Source organism: Novosphingobium sp. FG137 (assembly GCF_057809735.1).
Genome location: NZ_JBMDKN010000006.1, coordinates 212,441 through 232,372, shown reverse-complemented (window position 1 = coordinate 232,372; position 19,932 = coordinate 212,441). Strand labels below are relative to the sequence as shown.

15 protein-coding genes and 1 other RNA gene are annotated in these 19,932 nt (G+C 66.1%); 10 read left to right on the top strand and 6 right to left on the bottom strand.

Annotated features, from left to right (window positions below; all coding sequences use genetic code 11):
• The first annotated feature begins 42 nt into the window (after positions 1 to 42).
• The 3 genes from ACODS2_RS17870 to ACODS2_RS17860 all read left to right on the top strand — a co-directional run bounded on the left by ACODS2_RS17870 (position 43) and on the right by ACODS2_RS17860 (position 8,571).
• Positions 43 to 510 carry an Lrp/AsnC family transcriptional regulator gene (locus tag ACODS2_RS17870; protein WP_054122293.1) on the top strand — a complete coding sequence of 156 codons (468 nt, stop codon included), beginning with the start codon at positions 43 to 45 and terminating at the stop codon, positions 508 to 510.
• Between the two features lie 158 nt (positions 511 to 668).
• Positions 669 to 3,968, top strand: coding sequence for a S41 family peptidase (locus ACODS2_RS17865; protein ID WP_489000024.1), 3,300 nt, complete (start codon positions 669 to 671; stop codon positions 3,966 to 3,968).
• A 253-nt stretch (positions 3,969 to 4,221) separates the two neighbouring features.
• Positions 4,222 to 8,571: a beta strand repeat-containing protein gene (locus tag ACODS2_RS17860; protein ID WP_489000023.1), complete on the top strand. Its 4,350-nt coding sequence runs from the start codon at positions 4,222 to 4,224 to the stop codon at positions 8,569 to 8,571.
• Between the two features lie 15 nt (positions 8,572 to 8,586).
• Here the strand turns inward: ACODS2_RS17860 and ACODS2_RS17855 are convergent, their stop codons facing one another.
• Complete coding sequence (locus ACODS2_RS17855) at positions 8,587 to 9,636, bottom strand: aromatic ring-hydroxylating dioxygenase subunit alpha (RefSeq protein ID WP_489000022.1); 1,050 nt, start codon at positions 9,634 to 9,636, stop codon at positions 8,587 to 8,589.
• Positions 9,633 to 9,923, bottom strand: a complete 291-nt coding sequence (locus ACODS2_RS17850; RefSeq protein WP_298169389.1) for a chorismate mutase — start codon at positions 9,921 to 9,923, stop codon at positions 9,633 to 9,635. The genes ACODS2_RS17855 and ACODS2_RS17850 overlap by 4 nt, the downstream gene beginning before the upstream one ends.
• Positions 9,924 to 10,025: 102 nt before the next feature.
• On the opposite strand from ACODS2_RS17850, the gene ACODS2_RS17845 reads away from it, so the two are divergent.
• Positions 10,026 to 11,039, top strand: coding sequence for a polyprenyl synthetase family protein (locus ACODS2_RS17845; protein WP_421837429.1), 1,014 nt, complete (start codon positions 10,026 to 10,028; stop codon positions 11,037 to 11,039).
• Between the two features lie 12 nt (positions 11,040 to 11,051).
• On the opposite strand, the gene ACODS2_RS17840 is transcribed toward ACODS2_RS17845, so the two are convergent.
• From ACODS2_RS17840 to ACODS2_RS17830, 3 genes are all read right to left on the bottom strand, one after another.
• Positions 11,052 to 11,426, bottom strand: coding sequence for a hypothetical protein (locus tag ACODS2_RS17840; protein WP_489000021.1), 375 nt, complete (start codon positions 11,424 to 11,426; stop codon positions 11,052 to 11,054).
• A gap of 29 nt (positions 11,427 to 11,455) precedes the next feature.
• Positions 11,456 to 12,472 (bottom strand): aldo/keto reductase, encoded by a 1,017-nt coding sequence (locus ACODS2_RS17835; protein ID WP_421837432.1) that lies wholly within the window; start codon positions 12,470 to 12,472, stop codon positions 11,456 to 11,458.
• An 88-nt stretch (positions 12,473 to 12,560) separates the two neighbouring features.
• Positions 12,561 to 12,701, bottom strand: a complete 141-nt coding sequence (locus ACODS2_RS17830; protein ID WP_298169376.1) for a hypothetical protein — start codon at positions 12,699 to 12,701, stop codon at positions 12,561 to 12,563.
• Between the two features lie 56 nt (positions 12,702 to 12,757).
• Here ACODS2_RS17830 and hrpB point away from each other — a divergent pair, with 56 nt between their 5' ends.
• The 3 genes from hrpB (at position 12,758) to ffs (ending at position 15,797) form a co-directional block, all read left to right on the top strand.
• Positions 12,758 to 15,286, top strand: a complete 2,529-nt coding sequence (hrpB, locus tag ACODS2_RS17825; RefSeq protein ID WP_489000020.1) for an ATP-dependent helicase HrpB — start codon at positions 12,758 to 12,760, stop codon at positions 15,284 to 15,286.
• Between the two features lie 82 nt (positions 15,287 to 15,368).
• A complete protein-coding gene (locus ACODS2_RS17820; protein WP_298169370.1) occupies positions 15,369 to 15,647 on the top strand; it encodes an ETC complex I subunit in 279 nt (92 codons plus the stop codon).
• A 55-nt stretch (positions 15,648 to 15,702) separates the two neighbouring features.
• An RNA gene (ffs, locus tag ACODS2_RS17815) (signal recognition particle sRNA small type) lies at positions 15,703 to 15,797 on the top strand.
• Between the two features lie 119 nt (positions 15,798 to 15,916).
• Here the strand turns inward: ffs and ACODS2_RS17810 are convergent.
• Complete coding sequence (locus ACODS2_RS17810) at positions 15,917 to 16,408, bottom strand: DUF4188 domain-containing protein (protein WP_489000019.1); 492 nt, start codon at positions 16,406 to 16,408, stop codon at positions 15,917 to 15,919.
• Between the two features lie 96 nt (positions 16,409 to 16,504).
• Between ACODS2_RS17810 and ACODS2_RS17805 the strand changes: the two genes are divergently transcribed.
• The 3 genes from ACODS2_RS17805 to ACODS2_RS17795 all read left to right on the top strand — a co-directional run bounded on the left by ACODS2_RS17805 (position 16,505) and on the right by ACODS2_RS17795 (position 19,871).
• Positions 16,505 to 18,343, top strand: coding sequence for a DNA polymerase III subunit gamma/tau (locus tag ACODS2_RS17805; RefSeq protein ID WP_489000018.1), 1,839 nt, complete (start codon positions 16,505 to 16,507; stop codon positions 18,341 to 18,343).
• Positions 18,340 to 18,675, top strand: a complete 336-nt coding sequence (locus ACODS2_RS17800) for a YbaB/EbfC family nucleoid-associated protein (RefSeq protein ID WP_489000017.1) — start codon at positions 18,340 to 18,342, stop codon at positions 18,673 to 18,675. Before ACODS2_RS17805 ends, ACODS2_RS17800 begins: the two co-directional genes overlap by 4 nt.
• A gap of 164 nt (positions 18,676 to 18,839) precedes the next feature.
• A complete protein-coding gene (locus ACODS2_RS17795) occupies positions 18,840 to 19,871 on the top strand; it encodes an MlaA family lipoprotein (protein ID WP_489000016.1) in 1,032 nt (343 codons plus the stop codon).
• Positions 19,872 to 19,932: the final 61 nt, after the last annotated feature.

Below are 19,932 nucleotides of genomic sequence, written 5' to 3'. Positions count from 1 at the left end.
GAACACGATGCATCCGAGCGCACGCAGGATAAACAGAGAACCATGGCAACTCTCGACGGGATCGATCGGCGTTTGCTCGCCGAACTGCAGGATGAAGGGCGAGTGACCAATGTCGAGCTGGCGCAGCGCGTCGGCCTGACTGCGCCGCCCTGCCTGCGGCGGGTGCGCGCGCTTGAGGAAGCGGGCGTGATCCGCGGCTATCATGCCGAGCTCGACCCTTCGAAGCTGGGCTTTGCGATCACCGTTTTCGCGCTGGTGAGCCTGAAGAGCCAGGCCGAGGAATCGCTGCGCCAGTTCGAGGAGCACATGCGCACCCTGCCCGAAGTGCGCGAGTGCCACATGCTCAACGGCGAGATCGATTTCATCCTCAAGATCGTGAGCCGCGATCTGCAGAGCTTCCAGGAATTCCTCACCAGCAAGCTGACGCCCGCGCCCAACGTGGCGAGCGTGAAGACCTCGCTGACGATCCGCACGGCCAAGCAGCTGCCAGGCGTGCCGCTGGACGACTGAGCAGCGCGGGGGCCTCCCCACGCAGCCTACAGTTGGTGATCAGGGATTAGGCAAACCCGATTTGGCACGTTAGCATTCCGGTTTCGTGAGATCATGACCGGAGAATGCCCCACATGCGCCGTGCCCTGCTTGCAACCACAGCACTGCTAGCCGCCCTGATGACCGCAAATGCAGTGCAAGGGCGGGAACCGCCGCGCCTGCTGCAGCATCCGAGCCTTTCGGCGACCGACATTGCCTTCGATTATGCGGGCGCGATCTGGACCGTGCCCCGGACCGGCGGGGCCGCGCGTGTGCTGGTGACGGGGCAGGGCGACAACAGCCGTCCGGTGTTTTCGCCCGATGGCACGATGATCGCGTTTACTGGCCGGTTTGATGGCAATCGCGATGTCTATGTGGTGCCGGCCGCAGGCGGCGTGCCGCGCCGGTTGACCTGGCACCCGGGGCCCGATGTCGCGCTCGGCTGGTCGGCCGATGGCAAGAGCATCCTGTTTCGCTCCGTGCGCGAGACGGCGCGCGATCTGCAGCGCTTCTACCTCGTGCCGGTGGGTGGCGGTGATCCCCGCCCGGTGCCGCTGCCTTCTGGCGACGACGGCGCGTTGAGCGCGGATGGCAGCCATATCGCCTATACCCCGTTCAGCCAGTGGCAGCCGGCATGGAAGCAGTATCGCGGCGGGCAGACTGACCGCATCTGGATCGCGGACCTCAAGGACAGTTCGGTCGTCACGATCCCGCGCGAGAATTCGAACGATCGCAATCCGATGTTCGTGGGCGATGACGTCTATTTCCTGTCCGATCGTGACGGGCCGCGCACGCTTTATCGCTATGCCGGCAAGGGCGGCACGGTCACCCAGGTGATCCGCAACGACCGGGGGTTCGACATGGCCTCGGCCTCGGCGGGGCCGGGCGGGATCGTGATCGACCATTTCGGCAAGATCGAGGTCTATGACCTTGCCACTGGCGCCGTTTCGCGGCCCGCGATCACGATCGGGGCGGAGGCGCCTTCGCTGCGGCCCCATGTCAAGGATCTCGATGCGGGCGACATCGCGGCAGCGGTGCTGACGCCTTCGGGCAAGCGCATGGTGGTCGAGGCGCATGGCGAGATCATCTCGGTTCCTGCCGAGAAGGGCGATGCGCGCAATCTGACCCAGACGCCAGGCGTTGCCGAACGCGATCCGGCGGCCTCTCCCGATGGCAAGTCGGTGGCCTATTTCAGCGACGAGAGCGGCGAATACGCGCTGCATATCCGCGCTGCGGACGGCACCGGCACGGTGCGCAAGATCGATCTCGGCACGCCGGCTTCGTATTTCTATGCGCCGCTGTGGTCGCCGGATTCGAAGCGCATCGTGTTCCATGACAAGCGGCTCAATCTGTGGCTGGTCGATCTGACGGCGGCTGCGCCCAAACCGGCGAAGATTGCGACCGACCGCTACGACAGCCCCGAGCACAATTTCGATCCGGCCTGGTCGCCGGACAGCCGCTATCTGGCCTATGCGGTGCAAGGCACCAACCACCTCCACACGATCATGATCCACACGCTTGCCACCGGCACCGCGCAGGCGCTGACGGACGGTATGAGCGATGCGGTTTCGCCCCGGTTCGACGCGGGCGGCGAGGTGCTCTACTTCATCGCCAACACCAGCCGCGGGCTGGGCGCGGGCTGGCTCGACATGTCGAGCCTGGGGCGCGCGAGCGACGGTGCGGTCTATGCGTCGGTGCTGAAGAAGGATGGGGCCGCGCCTACGGCTCCGCAGAGTGACGAGGAAAGCGGGGCGGATGCCAAGGCTGGCGACAAGCCGGCCAAGGCAGACGATGCGAAGGCCGGCAAGGACAGCAAGGACGCCAAGACTGCTGCCGCGCCAAAGCTGGTGCAGATCGATTTCGCCGGGCTCGACCAGCGCATCGTCGCGCTTGATCTTCCTGTGGCGCATTATGTCGGGCTGTTTGCGGCCGAGGCCGGGACGGTGCTGGCCCTCACTGCGCCGGTTGTTTTCACCGATCACGACCTGATCGACGAAAGCGATGCGCCGGTTCCGGTCTCGGTTGTCCGCTACGACACCAAGGCGCGCAAGCCCGCGACCATCGTCGACGGAGCCGATTCCGGTTCGCTGTCTGTCTCGGCAGATGGCAAGAAGCTGCTCTTCGCGCGGCGGGGGCAGCGCTTCCTTGCGTCGACCGGCGCGCCATCGGAGGGCGACAAGCCGGCAGCGGTGAAGTTTGCAGCCTCGATCTCGGTCGATCCGATGGCCGAATGGCGCCAGATGTACCACGAGGTGTGGCGGATCGAGCGGGATTTCCTCTACGATCCCAAGGCGCACGGCCTCGATCTTGCGCGGGCGGAGAAGCTCTATGCGCCGTTCCTGGCGGGGCTGGGCAGCCGCGCCGAACTGAACGCTCTGTTCGAGGAGATGACGGGGCACATCGGCGTTGGCCATACGTTCGTGAACGGCGGCGAAGGGCCGAAGCAGAGTGCGGTGAGCACCGGCCTGCTCGGGGCCGATTTCGAACAGGTGGCCGGGCATTACCGCTTCCGCACGGTGCTGAAGGGCGAAAGCTGGAACCCGGGATTGCAGGCGCCGCTGGCGCAGCCCGGTGCCGAGGTGAAGGCGGGCGAGTATCTGCTGGCGATCAACGGCCGTCCGGTCGATCCGGCAAACGAAGTCTACAAGGGCTTTGAGGGGCTGGCCGGCAGGCAGACCGTGCTGACGGTGGGGCCGAACCCGGACGGGACCGGTTCCCGGACGGTCAAGGTCGTGCCGATCGCGCGCGATATTCCGCTGCGCCTGCACAGCTGGATGGAAGCCAACCGGCAGCTGGTCGACAAGCTTTCAGGCGGCAAGCTGGGCTATGTCTATCTGCCCGATACGGCGGGCGGCGGTTTCACGAACTTCAACCGCTACTACTTCGCACAAGTCGGCAAGCAGGGAATGATCATCGACGAGCGCTTCAATCACGGCGGGGATATTGCCGACTACATCGTCGATCAGTTGAAGCGCACCCCGCAGATGGTCAATTCGACCCGCGAGGGCGAGCCGATGGTGGAGCCTGCGCAGGCGATCTTTGGGCCCAAGGTCATGCTCATCAACGAGATGTCGGGTTCGGGCGGCGATGCTCTGCCGTGGCTGTTCCGCAAGGCGGGCGTGGGGACGCTGGTCGGCACGCGCACCTGGGGCGGGCTGGTCGGCATCGGCGGTTATCCGGCGCTGATGGACGGCGGCATGGTCACCGCGCCGCGCTGGGCGATCTATGGCACGGGCGGGCAGTGGGAAGTCGAGAACATCGGCATCCCGCCGGATGTTGAAGTCGTGCAGGATCCGGCGCAACAGCGGCTGGGTCATGATCCGCAGCTTGAAGCCGGTGTTCGCATCGCGCTCGACGCCCTCGCCAAATCGCCACCGCCGACGTTTGTCCAGCCTGCCGCGCCGGACAAGAAGCCGGTTCTGCCGGACAGTCTGGACTAACAATCTACGTAGAATGCCGGATTTACCGGGAAAGCATGACCGCCGGGCTGTTTCATGGCCCGGCGGCCGCCGGATTGGCGCAATTGCGCGCGTTGCATAGCCCTGCCCGGGCTACGCCGCTGCCTTGCCGCTGCAAGGAAATTTAACCCTTATCCGCTAACCCGCCTCGCAACGGATTGGACTGCACCCGCCGTACCTCGCGCTCAGAATTGCTGGCGAGAGGCGGTCGGCGGGGTGCACGCGGGGAACCAGAATGGTTGAAATCGTCAAGGTCGGCGGCGAATTGCTGGTCAATACCCAGGTTGCGGGCTTTCAGGAAATGGCCTCGATCATCGGGCTTTCGGGCGGCGGCTTCGTGGCGACCTGGACCGACTATTCGGGCGTGAGCGGCCTCGGCGTGGCCAAGGCGCAGCTCTACAGCGCGGCGGGCACCAAAGTGGGCGGCGAGTTTGCGGTGGCCAGCGGCGCGGCGATCGATCAGTCGTTCCCCACGGTATCGAGCCTTGCAGGCGGCGGGTTCGTGGTGACCTGGACCGAAGCGGGCATCCAGTCGGACTACAAGATCAAGGCGCAGGTCTACAATGCGAGCGGAGCGGTGGTGACGCCGGCCTTCCTCGTCAACAGCACGACCTGGACGCAGCAGGGCGGCAATAACCTGCCCGGCAACCACAACCCCACCATCACCGGCCTCTCTGGAGGCGGCTTCGTGGTGACCTGGCAGGACTATGCGGGGTCCGCAGGCGATGCGAGCGGTGCGGGGATCCTCTCGCAGCTCTACAGCGCAGCGGGCGTGCCGGTGGGCAGCGCAGCTCGGGTCAACACCCAGACCACCGGCGACCAGACCCAGCCGACGGTGACCAGCCTTGCGGGCGGCGGTTATGTCGTGACGTGGATGGACGGCACTGCGTCTGGCACGGCGATGAAGGCGCAGCTCTTCAGCGCGGCGGGGGCTATGATCGGCGGCGAAATCGCGGTCGATGCCAAACTGCTCAATGATCAGTCGTTGCCGGTGGTCACGGGGCTGGCGACCGGCGGCTTCGTCGTCGCGTGGCAGGATTCGAACCCGGCAAGCGGCGAGCCCGATACGCTGATCCGTGCGCAGGTGTTCAGCGCGGCGGGGGCCAAGGTGGGCGGTTCGCTCGTCGTAAGCGATACGACCGCAGGCGAGCGCGACTTCCCGGCGATCGCGGGCCTGCCCAATGGCGGCTTCGTGGTGACCTGGCAGCACTTTGTCAGCCCGACGAACAGCGACATCAAGGCGCAGGTCTTCGATGGCGATGGTACCAGGCTGGGCAGCGAAATGCTGATCAACACGGTGACGGCGGGCTATCAGGAGCGGCCGGTGATCACCAGCGTGACCGGGGATGGCTTCGTCATCGCGTGGGGCGATGGCAGCGGCCTGGGTGGCGACGCCGATGGCACCAGCATCAAGGCGCAGCTCTACACCTACGGCATCTACAACGTGATCACCGGCACCGACGGGATCGACGCGCTGACCGGCACGACCAGCGACGACCACCTGATCGGCCTTGCGAGCAACGACACGCTGACGGGCCTTGGCGGCAACGACCTGCTCGATGGCGGCACGGGCAGCGACACGATGATCGGCGGGCTCGGCGATGATATCTACGTCGTCGACGTCGCCGGCGATGTGGCGACCGAGCTCGCCGGGCAGGGCACCGACACGGTGCAGACGAAGCTGGCGAGCTATCTGCTGGGCAACAATGTCGAGAACCTGACCTTTACCGACAATGCCGCGCATACCGGCGTCGGCAATGCGCTGAACAATGTGCTCACGGGCGGCGGCGGCGCGGACAATCTCAATGGCGGGGCGGGTGCGGACCGCATGGTCGGCGGGCTGGGCAACGATACCTACACCGTCGACAATAGCGGTGACACGACGATCGAGGCTGCGGGCGGGGGGACCGATACGGTATCTGCCTCGATCAGCTGGACGCTGGCGGCCAATGTCGAGAACCTGGTGCTTTCGGGCACGGCCGCGATCAACGGCACCGGCAATGACGATGCAAACTCGCTGAACGGCAACAGCGGCGCCAACGTGTTGACGGGGCTTGGCGGGAACGACACGCTCAACGGCGGTGCGGGTGCCGATACCATGATCGGCGGCCTGGGCAACGATACCTACGTTGTCGACAACGTAGGCGACGTGACCACCGAGGCGGCGGGCGAGGGGACTGATGGGGTCTCGTCCTCGATCAGCTGGACGCTGGCGGCCAATGTCGAGAACCTGACGCTGTCCGGCTCGGCGGCGATCAATGGCACGGGCAATACCGATGCCAACGTGATCAACGGCAACAGCGCGGCCAACGTGCTCACCGGGCTGGGCGGCAACGATACGCTGAATGGCGGCGCAGGCGCGGATACGATGGTCGGCGGGCTGGGCGATGACAGCTACGTCGTCGACAACGCGGGTGATGTGGTGACCGAACTCGCGGGGCTGGGCACCGACATCGTCATGTCCTCGATCACCTGGACGCTGGGCGCCAATCTCGAGAACCTGACGCTTTCGGGCAGCGCGGCGATCAATGCCACGGGCAACACCGATGCCAACGTGCTCGTCGGCAATTCGGGCGCGAACACGCTGACGGGCCTTGGCGGCAACGATACGCTGAATGGCGGATCGGGCAGCGACACGATGGTCGGCGGGCTCGGCGATGATGCCTATACCGTCGATTCGACCGGCGATGTGGTGACCGAGCTGGTCGGCGAGGGCACCGATGTCGTGCAGACGACGCTTTCGAGCTATACGCTGGCGGCGAATGTCGAGAACCTGACCTTCACCAATTCCTCGGCACATAGCGGCACCGGCAATGCGCTGGCCAACGTGATCACCGGCAATGCGGGCAACGATACGCTGAACGGCGGCGCGGGGGCGGATACGCTGCTGGGCGGCTTCGGCAACGACAGCTATGTGGTTGACGATGCAGGCGACGCGGTGACCGAATTCGCCGCGCAGGGCACCGACCTGGTCACGGCCTCGGTCAGCTATACGATCTCCGCCAATGTCGAGAACCTGACGCTTTCGGGCACAGCGGCGATCAATGGTACGGGCAATACCGATGCCAACGTGCTGACCGGCAACAGCGGCGCGAACATGCTCACCGGCCTCGGCGGCAACGATACGCTGAATGGCGGGGCGGGCAACGACACCATGATCGGCGGGCTGGGCGATGACATCTATGTCGTCGACGCGGCGGGCGATGTGGTGACCGAACTTGCTGGCGAGGACACGGATACGGTGCAGACCACGCTGGCGAGCCATACCCTGGCGGCGAACGTCGAGCGACTGACATTTACCAACGGCTCCTCGCACACCGGCATCGGCAACGCGCTGGCCAACGTGATCACCGGCAATACCGGCAACGACGTACTCGATGGCGGCGCGGGCGCGGATACGCTGATCGGCGGCGCGGGGAACGACAGCTATGTCGTCGACAATGCGGGCGATGTGACCACCGAGCTGGCGGCGCAGGGGACCGATCTTGTCACCGCCTCGATCAGCTGGACGCTGGCCGCCAATATCGAAAACCTGACGCTTTCGGGCACGGCGGCCTTGAGCGGCACCGGCACCAACGAGGCCAACGTGCTGACGGGCAACAGCGGCAACAACGTGCTGACGGGGCTGGGCGGCAACGACACGCTGAACGGCGGGGCCGGCAGCGACACCATGTTCGGCGGGCTGGGCGACGACATCTATGTTGTCGACGTGGCGGGCGATGTCGTCACCGAACTCGCTGGCGAGGGCACGGATACCGTGCAGACCGTGCTGGCCTCCTACACGCTGGGCGCGAATGTCGAGCGGCTGACCTTCACCAACTCCTCAGCCCACACCGGCATCGGCAATGCGCTGGCCAACGTGATCACCGGCAACAGTGGTGCCGATGTGCTCGATGGCGGCGCGGGCGCTGATACCCTGATCGGCGGCAGCGGCAACGACAGCTATGTGGTGGACAACGCGCTCGACGTGACGACCGAGGCGGCGGGCGGTGGGACCGACCTTGTGACGGCATCGCTCAGCTGGACGCTTGCGCTCAATGTCGAAAATCTCACGCTTTCGGGCAGCGCGGCGATCGATGGGACCGGCAATGCGCTCGGCAACGTGCTGACCGGCAATACCGGGAACAACGTGCTTTCGGGGCTCGACGGCAATGACACCCTGACGGGCGGGCTGGGGGCTGACACGCTGCTGGGCGGGATCGGCAATGACCGGCTCGTCGGCGGTCTGGGCAACGACACGTTGAACGGCGGGACGGGGACGGACACCTTCGTGTTCGATACCGCGCCCAATGCTGCGACGAATTTCGATACGCTGCAGGACTTTACTTCGGGCACCGACAAGCTCTCGTTCAGCCGCGCCGTCTACACCGGCTTTGCGGCGACGGGGGCAATGAGCGTCGATGCGTTCTGGTCGGGCACAGGGGTGAATACGGCGCACGATGCGACTGACCGGTTCATCTACAACACCGCAACCGGGGTGTTGTGGTATGACGCGGATGGAACGGGGGCGAGCGCTGCGGTGCAAGTGGCCCAGCTGACAGGGGCACCGGCGCTGGCGTTTAGCGACTTCCTGATTGCGGTCTGATCGCCTGAATCTCGCTCATCCTTCCGCAGCGATCATCCGCGCCAGCGTCTGACGGAAGCGGAATGAGGCGAGGTCGTTCTTGAGGTCGATGGTCGGTGTGGGGCTGGTGTCCATGCCGATCTGCACGGCGTTGAGGATCACGCGGTCTTCCTCGAAGGCGTGCTTCACGTCGGCCGTGAATTCCTCGGACACGGCCGCATCATCGGGCGCGAAGTTCCTCAGCTGGAACCAGAAATAGCGCGTCTGGCCGGCGTTGACGGGCGTCAGGAAATTGAAGCTGTCCATGCAGAATGCGTCTGGATGCAGCGGCCTGTCATGACCGCCGGAGCCGGCCGGCACGAACACCGCCTTGATCACAGCGTTTGATGGGTAGCGCATCTCGTAGTGCTGGTAGCGATCGGCTGGCCCCACGAACTTCAGGAACTTGGCGTAGAACGGCGCGGGCGCGGTATCCATGAGCCAGCGCGCGGCAGTGACGCCGCCGGGCGCCGAGAGGGTCTCGATCGGCACGGCGGCGCAGGACGCATCGCCGAACGAGCCGGGATGGACCCAGGTGACGTGGGTGGGGTCGAGGAGGTTGTCCACGACATAGAGGTAGTGGCAATCGACCTGCATCATGGGCCCGCGATTGTAGCCCCAATCGGGCGAGCCCCACTGCGGAATGTCGACGATCTTCGCCGGGTCTGCCCCGGCCGAATCGCCCATCCAGATCCACACGAGGCCGTAGCGTTCGGCGAGCGGAAAGCTGCGCACGCAGGCCTTGGGCAGCGCTGATTGAGTCGGGGCCGCGATGCAGGTGCCGGCGGTATCGAAGGCGAGGCCGTGATAGCCGCAGACGAGGCGGTCGCCCTCGCGCCGACCCATCGAAAGCGGCAGCTTGCGGTGCGGGCAGGCATCTTCGAGCGCGACGGGCTGGCCGTCCTCGGCGCGGAACAGCACCACCCGTTCGCCCAGAATTTCCAGCGAGGTCAGCGCATCGGTGATCGCATCGGCCCAATCCGCGACATACCACGCGTTCCTGAGCCAGCCTTCGGCGCCGAGGCCGCTGCTGCCCCCTCGGCTCACCCTTTGGCTTCCGCCGCCTGTTCGTGGTGGCGGATCACTTCCTGGATGATGAAGCGCAGGAACTTCTCGCTGAATTCGGGATCGAGCTTGGCATCGACCGCCAGCGCGCGCAGACGGGCAATCTGGCGCTCCTCGCGCGCGATGTCGCTGGCCGGGAGCTGATGCGCCGCCTTGTAAGCGCCGACCGCCTGGGTGATGCGGAATCGCTCGGCCAGAATATGGATCATCGCCGCGTCGATATTGTCGATGCTCTGGCGGTAGCCGGCCAGAACCGGGTCTTCGCTCATCCCAAATCTCCGTTCACCTGCCCCGCCTCGTGGGGGATGATGCCCACTGTGGCACAAGTTGCATCTTGCCAAGCGCCGGTGGGCAGGCCAAGCGAACGGGCGATGACTGCATCCATCCACTCGCTCCCCCGTCGCGCCGAGCCATCGCTGCAGCCGCTTATGGCGCTCGTGGCCGAAGGCATGAACAGTGTCAACGAAGTGATCCTCGGCCGGATGCAATCGCGCATCCCGCTGATCCCGGCACTCGCTGGCCATCTCATCGCCGGCGGCGGCAAGCGCATGCGCCCGATGCTGACTCTCGCGAGCGCATCACTGCTGGGATACGGCGGCAGCCGCCACTACAAGCTGGCCGCAACGGTCGAATTCATCCACACTGCCACCCTGCTGCATGATGATGTGGTCGATGGGTCGGACATGCGGCGCGGCAAGAAGGCCGCCAACATCATTTATGGCAACCCGGCCACGGTGCTTGTCGGCGATTTCCTGTTCAGCCGCAGTTTCGAACTGATGGTCGAGGATGGCAGTCTCAAGGTTCTGAAAATCCTCTCGAATGCCTCCGCCGTTATCGCCGAGGGCGAGGTCGACCAACTCGTCGCGCAGCGGCAGGTGGAGACGAGCGAGGAACGCTACCTCGCGATCATCAACGCCAAGACCGCCGCGCTGTTTGCCGCAGCCTGCCGGATCGCCGCGGTGGTGGCGGAGCGCAACGAGGCCGACGAGCTGGCGCTCGATTCGTATGGCCGCAATCTCGGCATCGCGTTCCAGCTGGCGGATGATGCGATCGACTACGATTCGGACGCCTCCGAAATGGGCAAGGACCAGGGCGACGACTTCCGCGAGGGCAAGATGACCCTGCCGGTGATCCTCGCCTATGCACGCGGCTCAGCCGAGGAGCGCACCTTCTGGCAGGAAGCGATTGCCGGAGACCGCAACAGCGATGCCGATCTGGCCCACGCCATTGCGCTGATCCGCAAACACGAGGCGGTGAACGCAACGCGAGAACGCGCGCGGCACTATGCGCAGCGGGCGATCGACGCGATTGCCAAGTTCCCGGCCGGGGCGGCCAAGGCGGCGATGACCGAAGCGGCGGAGTTTGCGGTCGCGCGGCGATATTGAGGGACCTGGGCCTTACCCTGTTCCGCTCCAACCCATATAGCAGTCGCTATCAATCCGGGCTTCGAGCGTGCGGTGGCTGTTGCCTCTGAAAACCACGCGCGCGCCACCCATACCATCTCGCACCACGCCTTCCACTTTGTCGGACGCGAAATCTTCCTGTTCGAATCTCCGCGACCGGCCGAGCATCTCGCGCTTTTGCTCGCGGGCCATTGCAATGGCCCTTTCGTCTGAAATGGAAGCGCAATCCTGTCGCTGCGCTGCCGCTTTCTCCTCGATTATCATGCCTGCGAAAAGAGCGACTTCAGCAATGACAATCGCCGTTGTCAGATAACCGAACCAATGCAGCAGTTTCAGCCACTTCGGTCGAGCGCCGGCTTCGTCAGGCATATTGTCCATGTCGATCAGGATCCCAATCTTCACCCCATCGGGTACATGATCTCGCGGCTCACCGCGTTGACCGCCTTCATCGCTTCCTCCGGCAGCACCAAGTCCGCAGCCGCGAAGATCGGGGCGCATTGTTCCTCGGTCGTCACGCCGACGATGGTCGAGGCGACGAAATCGTGCTGCTTTGACCAGGCGACCGCGAAAGTCACCGGATCAAGGCCATGTTCCGCCGCGATGGCTGCGAAGCGCTCGGCGGATTCGATCGACTTCTCGTTCACGAAGCGGCGGGCCATGCTGGCCTGACGGCCACCCATTTCGAGGTACTTCGAGAAGCGCGCGCCGTCGGGCCGGGCGCCGCCGCTGTACTTGCAGGCGAGCACGCCGCCGCCGATGGGCGAATAGGGGATGAGGCTCACGCCTTCCTTGCGGCAAACCTGCGCCAGTTCATCTTCGAAGCGGCGGTTGTTGAGGCTGAAATTGTTCTGGATCGTGTGATAGCGCGCCGCGCCGACGGCTTTCGCCGCCTCGATCGACTTCATCAGGCCCCACGAGGTTTCGTTCGAGCAACCGAGCACGCGCACCTTGCCCGCGCGGACGAGTTCGTCGAGCACTTCCATCGTCTCTTCATAAGGCGTGTCGTGATCGGGCCAGTGGGTCTGGTAGAGGTCGATGTAGTCGGTGCCGAGCTTGGTGAGGCTGTCCTCCACCGCCTTGATGATGTTGTGCCGGTCGAGCGCGGTCATGCCATTGCGCTTGGGGCTCTTGAACCAGACGTGGCTGGGGCCGGAGACCTTGGTGGCCATGATGATCGCATCGCGCGGCTTGGTTTTCATCCACTTGCCGACGATTTCCTCGGTGCGGCCGACCCACTTCGCATCGGGCGGCACGGGATAACCTTCCGCCGTATCGTAGAAGTTGATGCCGGCGTCGTAGCTCATGTCGAGGATGCGAAGGGCGGTGGCCTCATCGGCCTGGCTGCCGAAGGTCATCGTGCCCATGCAGATATCGGAAACAACGATGGCGGATGTGCCGAGGCGGCGGTGTTGCATGTTTGGCGTGCTCCAGAAGTTTGGGTGAAGGTGGCGCTGGGCTGCGGGCCGGTCAAGCCGCGCGGGTGCTAGCGAAAGTGTGAATGGGTCAGTGCGGGCGCTTGCCGATCAGCCACCACACGGCGCTGGCGGCGAGCAGAGCAGCGGCGGCAATGAGGGCGGCGATCACCGTGCCGCCGGCGAGTATGCTCGTGAGGAGCGCGACGAGAATTTCGATGCTGGTCCTCATGGGCAGCGCCCTAGCATGGATTGCAGGGGCCGAAGAGGGTGCTTAGGGCAAAGCGTGTGAGTGACCTTCCGATCCATGCCGTTTTGCCACAGTTGCTGGATGCCTTGCGCGCCAGCCCATCGGCCGTGCTGATTGCGCCGCCGGGGGCGGGCAAGACGACGGCAGTGGCGCCCGCGCTGATCCGCGAGCCGTGGTGCAGTGGGCAGGTGATCGTGCTGAGCCCACGGCGCGTGGCAGCGCGGGCGGCAGCGGAGCGCATGGCCGAACTGATGGGGGAGCAGGCGGGCGAGACGGTCGGCTATGTCACCCGGCTTGATGCCAAGCGATCGGCAAAGACGCGGATCGTTGTAATGACCGAAGCGATCTTCGTTTCCGCCTTGCTGGGTGATCCGGAGTTGGCGGGCGTTTCGGCGGTGCTGTTCGACGAGGCGCACGAGCGCGGACTGGGCAGCGATCTTGCGCTGGCGCTGGCGGTCGAGGCGCAGGTCGTGCTGCGCGATGATCTGCGGCTGGTGGTGATGTCCGCCACATTGGACGGTGCGCGGTTTGCGCGGTTGTTGGGCAATTGCCCGGTGGTGGAAAGCGAGGGCAAGGCGCATCCGCTGGCGATCCGCTGGCTGGGTTCACGACCGGACCTGAAACCGGAGCAGGCGGCGGCCAGCGCGGTGGTGCAGGCGTGGGGCGAGGAAGACGGCGATGTGCTCGCGTTTCTGCCCGGGGTAGCGCAGATCGAACGGTGCGCGGACTTGCTGGCGGAGCGGCTGCCGCAGGCGCTGGTGCTGCCGCTGCATGGGCAGGTGGAGCCGGCAGGGCAGCGCGCGGCGATCCGGCGTGATCCGCAAGGGCGGCGGCGGGTGGTGCTGGCAACGAGCATTGCCGAAACCTCGCTGACCTTGGACGGCGTGCGGATCGTCGTCGATGCAGGGCTTTCGCGGCGGTCGGAGTTCGACAAGGCGGCGGGCGTCTCGCGGCTGGTGACAGTGCGGGCGAGTCAGGCTTCGGCAGCGCAGCGGGCGGGGCGCGCGGCGCGGCAGGGCCCGGGCGTGGCCTATCGTTTGTGGGAAGAAGCAGGCCATGCGGGGCGCGAGGCGTTCGATCCGCCGGAAATCTTGACCAGCGACCTGACGCCCTTGGCGCTGACTTTGGCGCAATGGGGCGCGGGTGATCCGGCGGCGATGGCGTGGATCGATCCGCCGCCGGTGGCCGCAATGGCAGCGGCGCGTGGCGCACTGGCGGCGCTGGGGGCGCTGGACGAAGAGGGCCGAATCACGGCGCATGGGCGCGCGATGGCGTCGCTGCCAATGGAGCCGGCGCTGGCGCATATGCTGCTCTATGCGGCGGCGCGCGGGCAGGCGGAGGACGCAGCGCGGTTGGCGCTGCTGCTGCAGGAGCGCGGGCTGGGCGGGCGCGGCGAGGACCTTGCTGCGCGGCTGGAGCGCTGGGGGCGCGAGCGTGGGGGCCGGGCAGAAGCGTCGCGCAAGTTGGCGGCGCGCTGGGCAAGCCTTGCGCTAGGCGCCCTTCGACAGGCTCAGGACGAGCGGACCTTGAATGCCAGATCGACACCACCCGCTCATGCTGAGCTCATCCTGAGCCCGACGAAGGACGAAGCATCGGGCGCCGCCTTGCCGCTGGGCGTGCTGCTGGCAGAAGCCTTCCCGGACCGGATCGCGCGGGCGCGCGGCGGGAGCGGGGAGGAGTGGCTGGCTTCGGGCGGGCGCGGCTACCGGCTCGATCCGGCGAGTTCGCTGGTCCGCGCGGCGTGGCTGGTGATCGGTGATGCGCAGGGCGAGGCAAAGGGCGCGCGGATCACCGCGGCGCTGGCATTGGAGGAGTCCGACGTGACCCGCCATCTCGCGCACCGGATCGAGGCGCGGCATGCGCTGGCGTGGAATGCCGCCGAGGCTCGTATCGAGGCACGGCTGGAGCGGCGACTGGGGGCCGTCGTGCTGGCGCGGGTGCCCGATCCTTCGCCGCCAGCGCAGGCGGTGCTTGCCTTGCTGCTGGAGCGGCTGCGAGCCGAGGGGCTGGGGCTACTGCCGCTGGGCGAGAAGGCCTTGGCGCTCATCGAGCGGGCGCGCTACGCGGGGCTGGTGGAATTGGCTCAAGAGGCGCTGCTGGCCGAGGCTGAGGACTGGCTGGGGCCGCTGCTGGCGGGGCGGCGCGATTTCCAGATCGGTGCGGGCAAGCTCCACGAAGCGCTGCTGGGCCGGCTCGACTGGAACGCGCGGAGCACGCTCGACCGGCTGGCACCGGCGGAGTTCACCTCGCCCGCCGGGACGAGCCACGCGATCGATTATGCGCACGAGGGCGGGCCGGCGGTGGAGCTCAGGGTGCAGGCGCTGTTCGGGCTCGACCGGCATCCGATGATCGGCGATCCGCCAAGGCCGCTGCTGCTTTCGCTTACCTCGCCGGGGCAGAAGCCGATCCAGACGACGGCGGACCTGCCGGGCTTCTGGCGCGGTTCGTGGCGCGATGTGGTGAAGGATATGAAGGGGCGTTACCCCAAGCACCGCTGGCCCGAAGCGCCGTGGGAGGAGGAGGCGAGTCTCAGGACGAAGAACGCGTTTCAGGCGGGGAAGCGGTGAGGCAGGGCTCCAGGGCTGCACAGTCTGCATTGCGGGCATCGCGCACTTGATTTCAAAGCCGATTCGTGGCCAAGGGAACGCCATGACTGCTCGCATCTATCAGCGCCCGAAGAATGCCATGCAATCGGGCAGGTCGCGCACCGACCAGTGGGTTCTCGAATTCGCGCCGGCTGAGGCGCGCAAGCCTGATCCGCTGATGGGCTGGGCCGGCTCCGGCGATACGCAGGTGCAAGTGGTGCTGACGTTCGGCTCTGCTGACGAGGCCAAGGCCTATGCCGACAAGTACGGCATTGCCGCGCATGTCAGCCCGGTGCCGCCGAAGCGGCTCAAGCTGCAGAGCTACGCGGACAACTTCCGCTAGGTTCTTGGTTGCCTGCGCGGGATTGCATTTTCCGGCGAGCCCCGCCATATGCGCGGCGGGAGTCGGGCGGACGTTTGCTGTCGCCAACTTGGTCAGGTCCGGAAGGAAGCAGCCACAACGATGTGCGGCGGGTCGCCCGGCTCCTTCAATCCAATCTGCAGTCTCGTCAAAACTTCGCTCACCCTGAGCCTGTCGAAGGGTGTTGGTGCGACAGTTGTGCTTGATGCTTCGACAAGCTCAGCATGAGCGGGTTGGGGATAGGATCTAGCTTATTCCCCCTCCGAAATACCCCGCATCCGTGAACGCGCCGCGTTGCGTGAGCCTGTGGCGGGCACCGTGCCGCTGACCTGGCCAAGGCCGAAGGGCACCATGTTGGCGTAGATCGTCTCGCTGCCGTGTTCGGGCACCACGTAGGTTTCGTGGAAGATGCCGACGGTGCCGTCGCCCCCGATCGCCTTGTTGAAGGCCGTCCAGGCCGGCCAATGTTTCTGATCACGCGCGCGGGCATAGGCTTCGAGGCTGTCGAAATCGCGCCAGTATTGCAGCAGGACGATCGTGCGCAGGCTGCGCAGCATCGTTTCGGTGCCGAGAAAGCCGCTGGCAGGATTGCGGTAAAGCTCCTCCAGCATCGGGCCCATCGAACGGATCACTGGTAGCCACTTGCCGACCTTGTGGAAGTGATTGATCCGCATGCCGATCACGAAGACCACGAGGGGGCCGTGATGGGCGGCAGTCATCCTGCCGGGCGTGATGGTGCTCATGCGGGCAGGCTTCCCATTTGCAACCTGTCTGTCAATCCCCGGAGAGTTGGGGCAGGGGGCTTCGACAATCGCGGCAAGAGGGCCTAATCAGAGGTCATGGTCGATTCCACCGACATGTTTGGCGCGCCGATGGCCGATGAGCCCGAGGACGAAGGTCCCTCGGCGGCGGAGCTTGAGGCGGCGGGGCAGGCCTCGATGTTCGGCGATCCGGTGGCTGCACCTGCCGCGCCTGTGGTGCGCGAGGAGCGCGCCGCGCCGCCGGTTGCGCCGCCAGCACCCGCGCCTTCCGGCCAGCCCTACCGCGTGCTGGCGCGCAAGTATCGCCCGCAGACCTTTGCCGAGCTGATCGGGCAGGACGCGATGGTCCAGACGCTGGGCAATGCGATCCGGCGCGGGCGGCTGGCGCATGCCTTCCTGATGACCGGCGTGCGCGGGGTGGGCAAGACATCGACCGCGCGCCTCATCGCCAAGGCGCTCAACTGCATCGGGCCGGACGGGCAGGGCGGGCCGACGATCGATCCTTGCGGGGTTTGTGAGCCCTGCGTTGCGATTGCCGAAGGGCGGCATATCGACGTGATCGAGATGGACGCGGCGAGCCACACCGGCGTCGACGACGTGCGAGAGATCATCGAGGCGGTGCGCTATGCGGCGGTTTCGGCGCGCTACAAGATCTACATCATCGACGAAGTGCACATGCTTTCGCGCAATGCCTTCAACGCGCTGCTCAAGACGCTGGAGGAGCCGCCTGCGCATGTGAAGTTCCTCTTCGCGACGACCGAGGTGGACAAGCTGCCGGTTACGGTTCTCTCGCGCTGCCAGCGGTTTGATTTGCGCCGCATCCAGACGCCGGTGCTTGCGGCGCACTTCGGCAAGGTGTGCGAGGCGGAAAGCGTTTCGGCCGAGGAAGAGGCGCTGGCGATGATCGCGGCGGCGGCGGAAGGCTCGGTGCGCGACGGGCTCTCGATCCTCGATCAGGCGATCAGCCATGCCGATATGGCAGGCGGCGGTGAAGTTACGGCTGCGCAAGTGCGCGAGATGCTGGGCCTGGCCGACAAGACCATGCAGCGCCGCCTGTTCAGCGCCATGATCGGCGGCAAGGGCGATGGCGTGCTCGAGGAAGTGGCGAGCCAGTTTGCACTGGGGATCGAGCCCACCGCGATGATGCGCGCGCAGCTCGATCTCGTCCACAAGGTGACGGTGACGCAGATTTCGGGCGCGGCCGATGCGCGCTCTTCTGAAGAGCGCGAGGCGCTGGAAGGCTGGGCCAAGCGGCTCGGCGCGGGGGCGCTGCACCGGCTGTGGCAATTGCTGCTCAAGGGTTATGAGGAAGTGCGCGGCGCGCCCGATCCGCTGGTGGCGGCGCAGATGGCGCTGCTGCGCGTGATGCACGCGGCTGACCTTCCCGATCCGGGCGGGTTGATCAAGCAACTGGAGGCCTTTGCGGCCAATCCGCCGGCCATGCAGACGGCGGCGTCTGCGGCTGGTTCGTCCGCGCCGGTTGCCGCTGCACCGCCGAGTGCAGAGGCGATTGCCGCCCGGATTTCAGGGCAATGGGCCCATCTGGTCGAGCAGGTCGAGCAGATCTCGCCGCTGATCGGCTCTGCCATGCGGCTTTCGGTGCGGGTGGTTTCGCTCACCCCGGGCCACCTTGTCTATGCGCTCGCACCGGGGATTGCGGGCGATCCGACGACCGATATGCGGCGCGGGCTGGAAGGCGCAACCGGCGGGTCTTGGCGGGTGGAGCGCAGTGCCGATCTGGCTGGCGCGATGCCGAGCCTTGAGGAAGCGCGGGCCGCCGCAGCAGCGCTTGAAGAGGCGGCTTTGCGCGAAGACCCTCTGGTGCGCGCCGCATTCGCTGCTTTTCCGGGGGCTGAAATGATCGATGAAAGCGCTATATCGGCGCAAACACGGAAACCTTGGAGCAAACGCGCATGAAGTCGATGGAAGAGATGATCCAGGCCGCGCAGGCAGCCGCCCAGACCATCCAGAAGCAGATGGAAGATGCGCAAGGCAAGCTCGACCAGATCGAGGTTGAGGGCGTGTCCGGCGGCGGGCTCGTGAGGATCAAGGCTTCGGCCAAGGGCCGCGTGATCGGCGTGGCGATCGACGACAGCCTGATGGACAAGGCTGAGAAAGGCATTCTCGAAGACCTGATCGCGGCCGCCTTCAATGATTGCCGCCAGCGGGCCGATGCCGCCGCCGCGGAGGAAATGCAGAAGGTGCAGATGGCGGCGGGCATCCCGCCGGGCTTCAAGCTGCCGTTCTGAGCGGGCGCTCTGCCGCGCGCGGTGCGCGCGGTGGTCTGGCGCCCGGGGGACACAGGCGCTATGTCGAATGTTCATAATATTGGAACGGGCCGCCGGTTCTGGCCGGTGTGCCCCATAAAGGTCGTTTCCCCCTGAGCGCATTTGTTCTGCTTGCTGCCGCCGTGATGGCGAGCGCCCCGCCTGCCGATGCCCAACCGGCCGCTGCTGCTGTGGCTGCGGCGCCAAGCCAACCCGCTGCGCCGCCGGCTACCAGGCCTGCCACCACCACGCCTGACGAGCTTCCCCCGCTGCCGGGCGAGATCGTCGTGTCCGGTTCGATCAAGGCACCGTCGGAAGACCCGCTCGCGAAGGTCAACGAGAAGAGCTACGATGTGTTGCAATCGGTGGACGATGCGTTCGTCGGGCCGGTGGCAAAAGGCTATGAAACTGCGGTGCCTCGGCCCGCGCGCATGGCCTTGCGCAATTTCATCCGCAACTTGCGTGAGCCGGTCGTCGCAGTGGCATACCTGCTCGAATTCAAGCCCGGCAAGGCGATCGAAACCGTGGGCCGGTTCGGCATCAATTCGACGATCGGTCTTGGCGGCACGATCGACGTGGCGCGCAGCAAGCCGTTCAACCTGCCCTATCGCCAGAACGGCCTTGCCAATGTGCTGGGCTATTACGGCGTGGGGCCGGGGCCCTATCTCTTCCTCCCGCTGGTCGGGCCGACGACGGTGCGCGACCTGTTCGGACTTGTAGTGGACAGGCTGGCGCTGCCGCTGGCGGTGGGCGCGCCGTTCAACAAGGCCTGGTATGCGATCCCGATCAACATCGTGGACTCGCTCGATTATCGCAACGAAGCGGATGCGGACTTCACGCGGCTGCGCAAGGCGGCCGATCCCTATTCGACTTATCGACGGGTCTACCTGCAATCGCGCTTCGATCAGATCGAAGCCTTGCACGGGCGCGGGCCGCTCGCGAAGGGCCAGACCCGCTATGGCCCGTTCGCGCGGCCAGTAGGCGCGGCGGCTGCCCCGGTGTCGGCGGCAGAGCAGCGGGTGATCGAGCAGGATGACGCGGCGGCGGACGCGGCCGTGACAGAAGCGCAACCGGCGGCGCCAGCTGCCGAGCCAGCACCGTCTGCGCCGCCCGCCGCGCCGGCGCCACCTCCGCCGCCCGTGTTCATCTCGCAGCCGGTGGTGCAGCCACTTCCCTGAGCGGGCGGTGGTGCATCTGCTTTGTGCGGACGTGATCACAGCGTTTCGGGAATGGAGACGA

Bases quoted from the DNA above. Each gene is read 5' to 3' on its own strand.
- ACODS2_RS17870 (WP_054122293.1), top strand. From the start codon at position 43: ATGGCAACTCTCGACGGGATCGATCGGCGTTTGCTCGCCGAACTGCAG.
- ACODS2_RS17865 (WP_489000024.1), top strand. From the start codon at position 669: ATGACCGCAAATGCAGTGCAAGGGCGGGAACCGCCGCGCCTGCTGCAG.
- ACODS2_RS17860 (WP_489000023.1), top strand. From the start codon at position 4,222: ATGGTTGAAATCGTCAAGGTCGGCGGCGAATTGCTGGTCAATACCCAG.
- ACODS2_RS17850 (WP_298169389.1), bottom strand. From the start codon at position 9,923: ATGAGCGAAGACCCGGTTCTGGCCGGCTACCGCCAGAGCATCGACAAT.
- ACODS2_RS17845 (WP_421837429.1), top strand. From the start codon at position 10,026: ATGACTGCATCCATCCACTCGCTCCCCCGTCGCGCCGAGCCATCGCTG.
- ACODS2_RS17840 (WP_489000021.1), bottom strand. From the start codon at position 11,426: ATGCCTGACGAAGCCGGCGCTCGACCGAAGTGGCTGAAACTGCTGCAT.
- ACODS2_RS17835 (WP_421837432.1), bottom strand. From the start codon at position 12,472: ATGCAACACCGCCGCCTCGGCACATCCGCCATCGTTGTTTCCGATATC.
- ACODS2_RS17830 (WP_298169376.1), bottom strand. From the start codon at position 12,701: ATGAGGACCAGCATCGAAATTCTCGTCGCGCTCCTCACGAGCATACTC.
- ACODS2_RS17820 (WP_298169370.1), top strand. From the start codon at position 15,369: ATGACTGCTCGCATCTATCAGCGCCCGAAGAATGCCATGCAATCGGGC.
- ACODS2_RS17810 (WP_489000019.1), bottom strand. From the start codon at position 16,408: ATGAGCACCATCACGCCCGGCAGGATGACTGCCGCCCATCACGGCCCC.
- ACODS2_RS17805 (WP_489000018.1), top strand. From the start codon at position 16,505: ATGGTCGATTCCACCGACATGTTTGGCGCGCCGATGGCCGATGAGCCC.
- ACODS2_RS17800 (WP_489000017.1), top strand. From the start codon at position 18,340: ATGAAGTCGATGGAAGAGATGATCCAGGCCGCGCAGGCAGCCGCCCAG.
- ACODS2_RS17795 (WP_489000016.1), top strand. From the start codon at position 18,840: ATGGCGAGCGCCCCGCCTGCCGATGCCCAACCGGCCGCTGCTGCTGTG.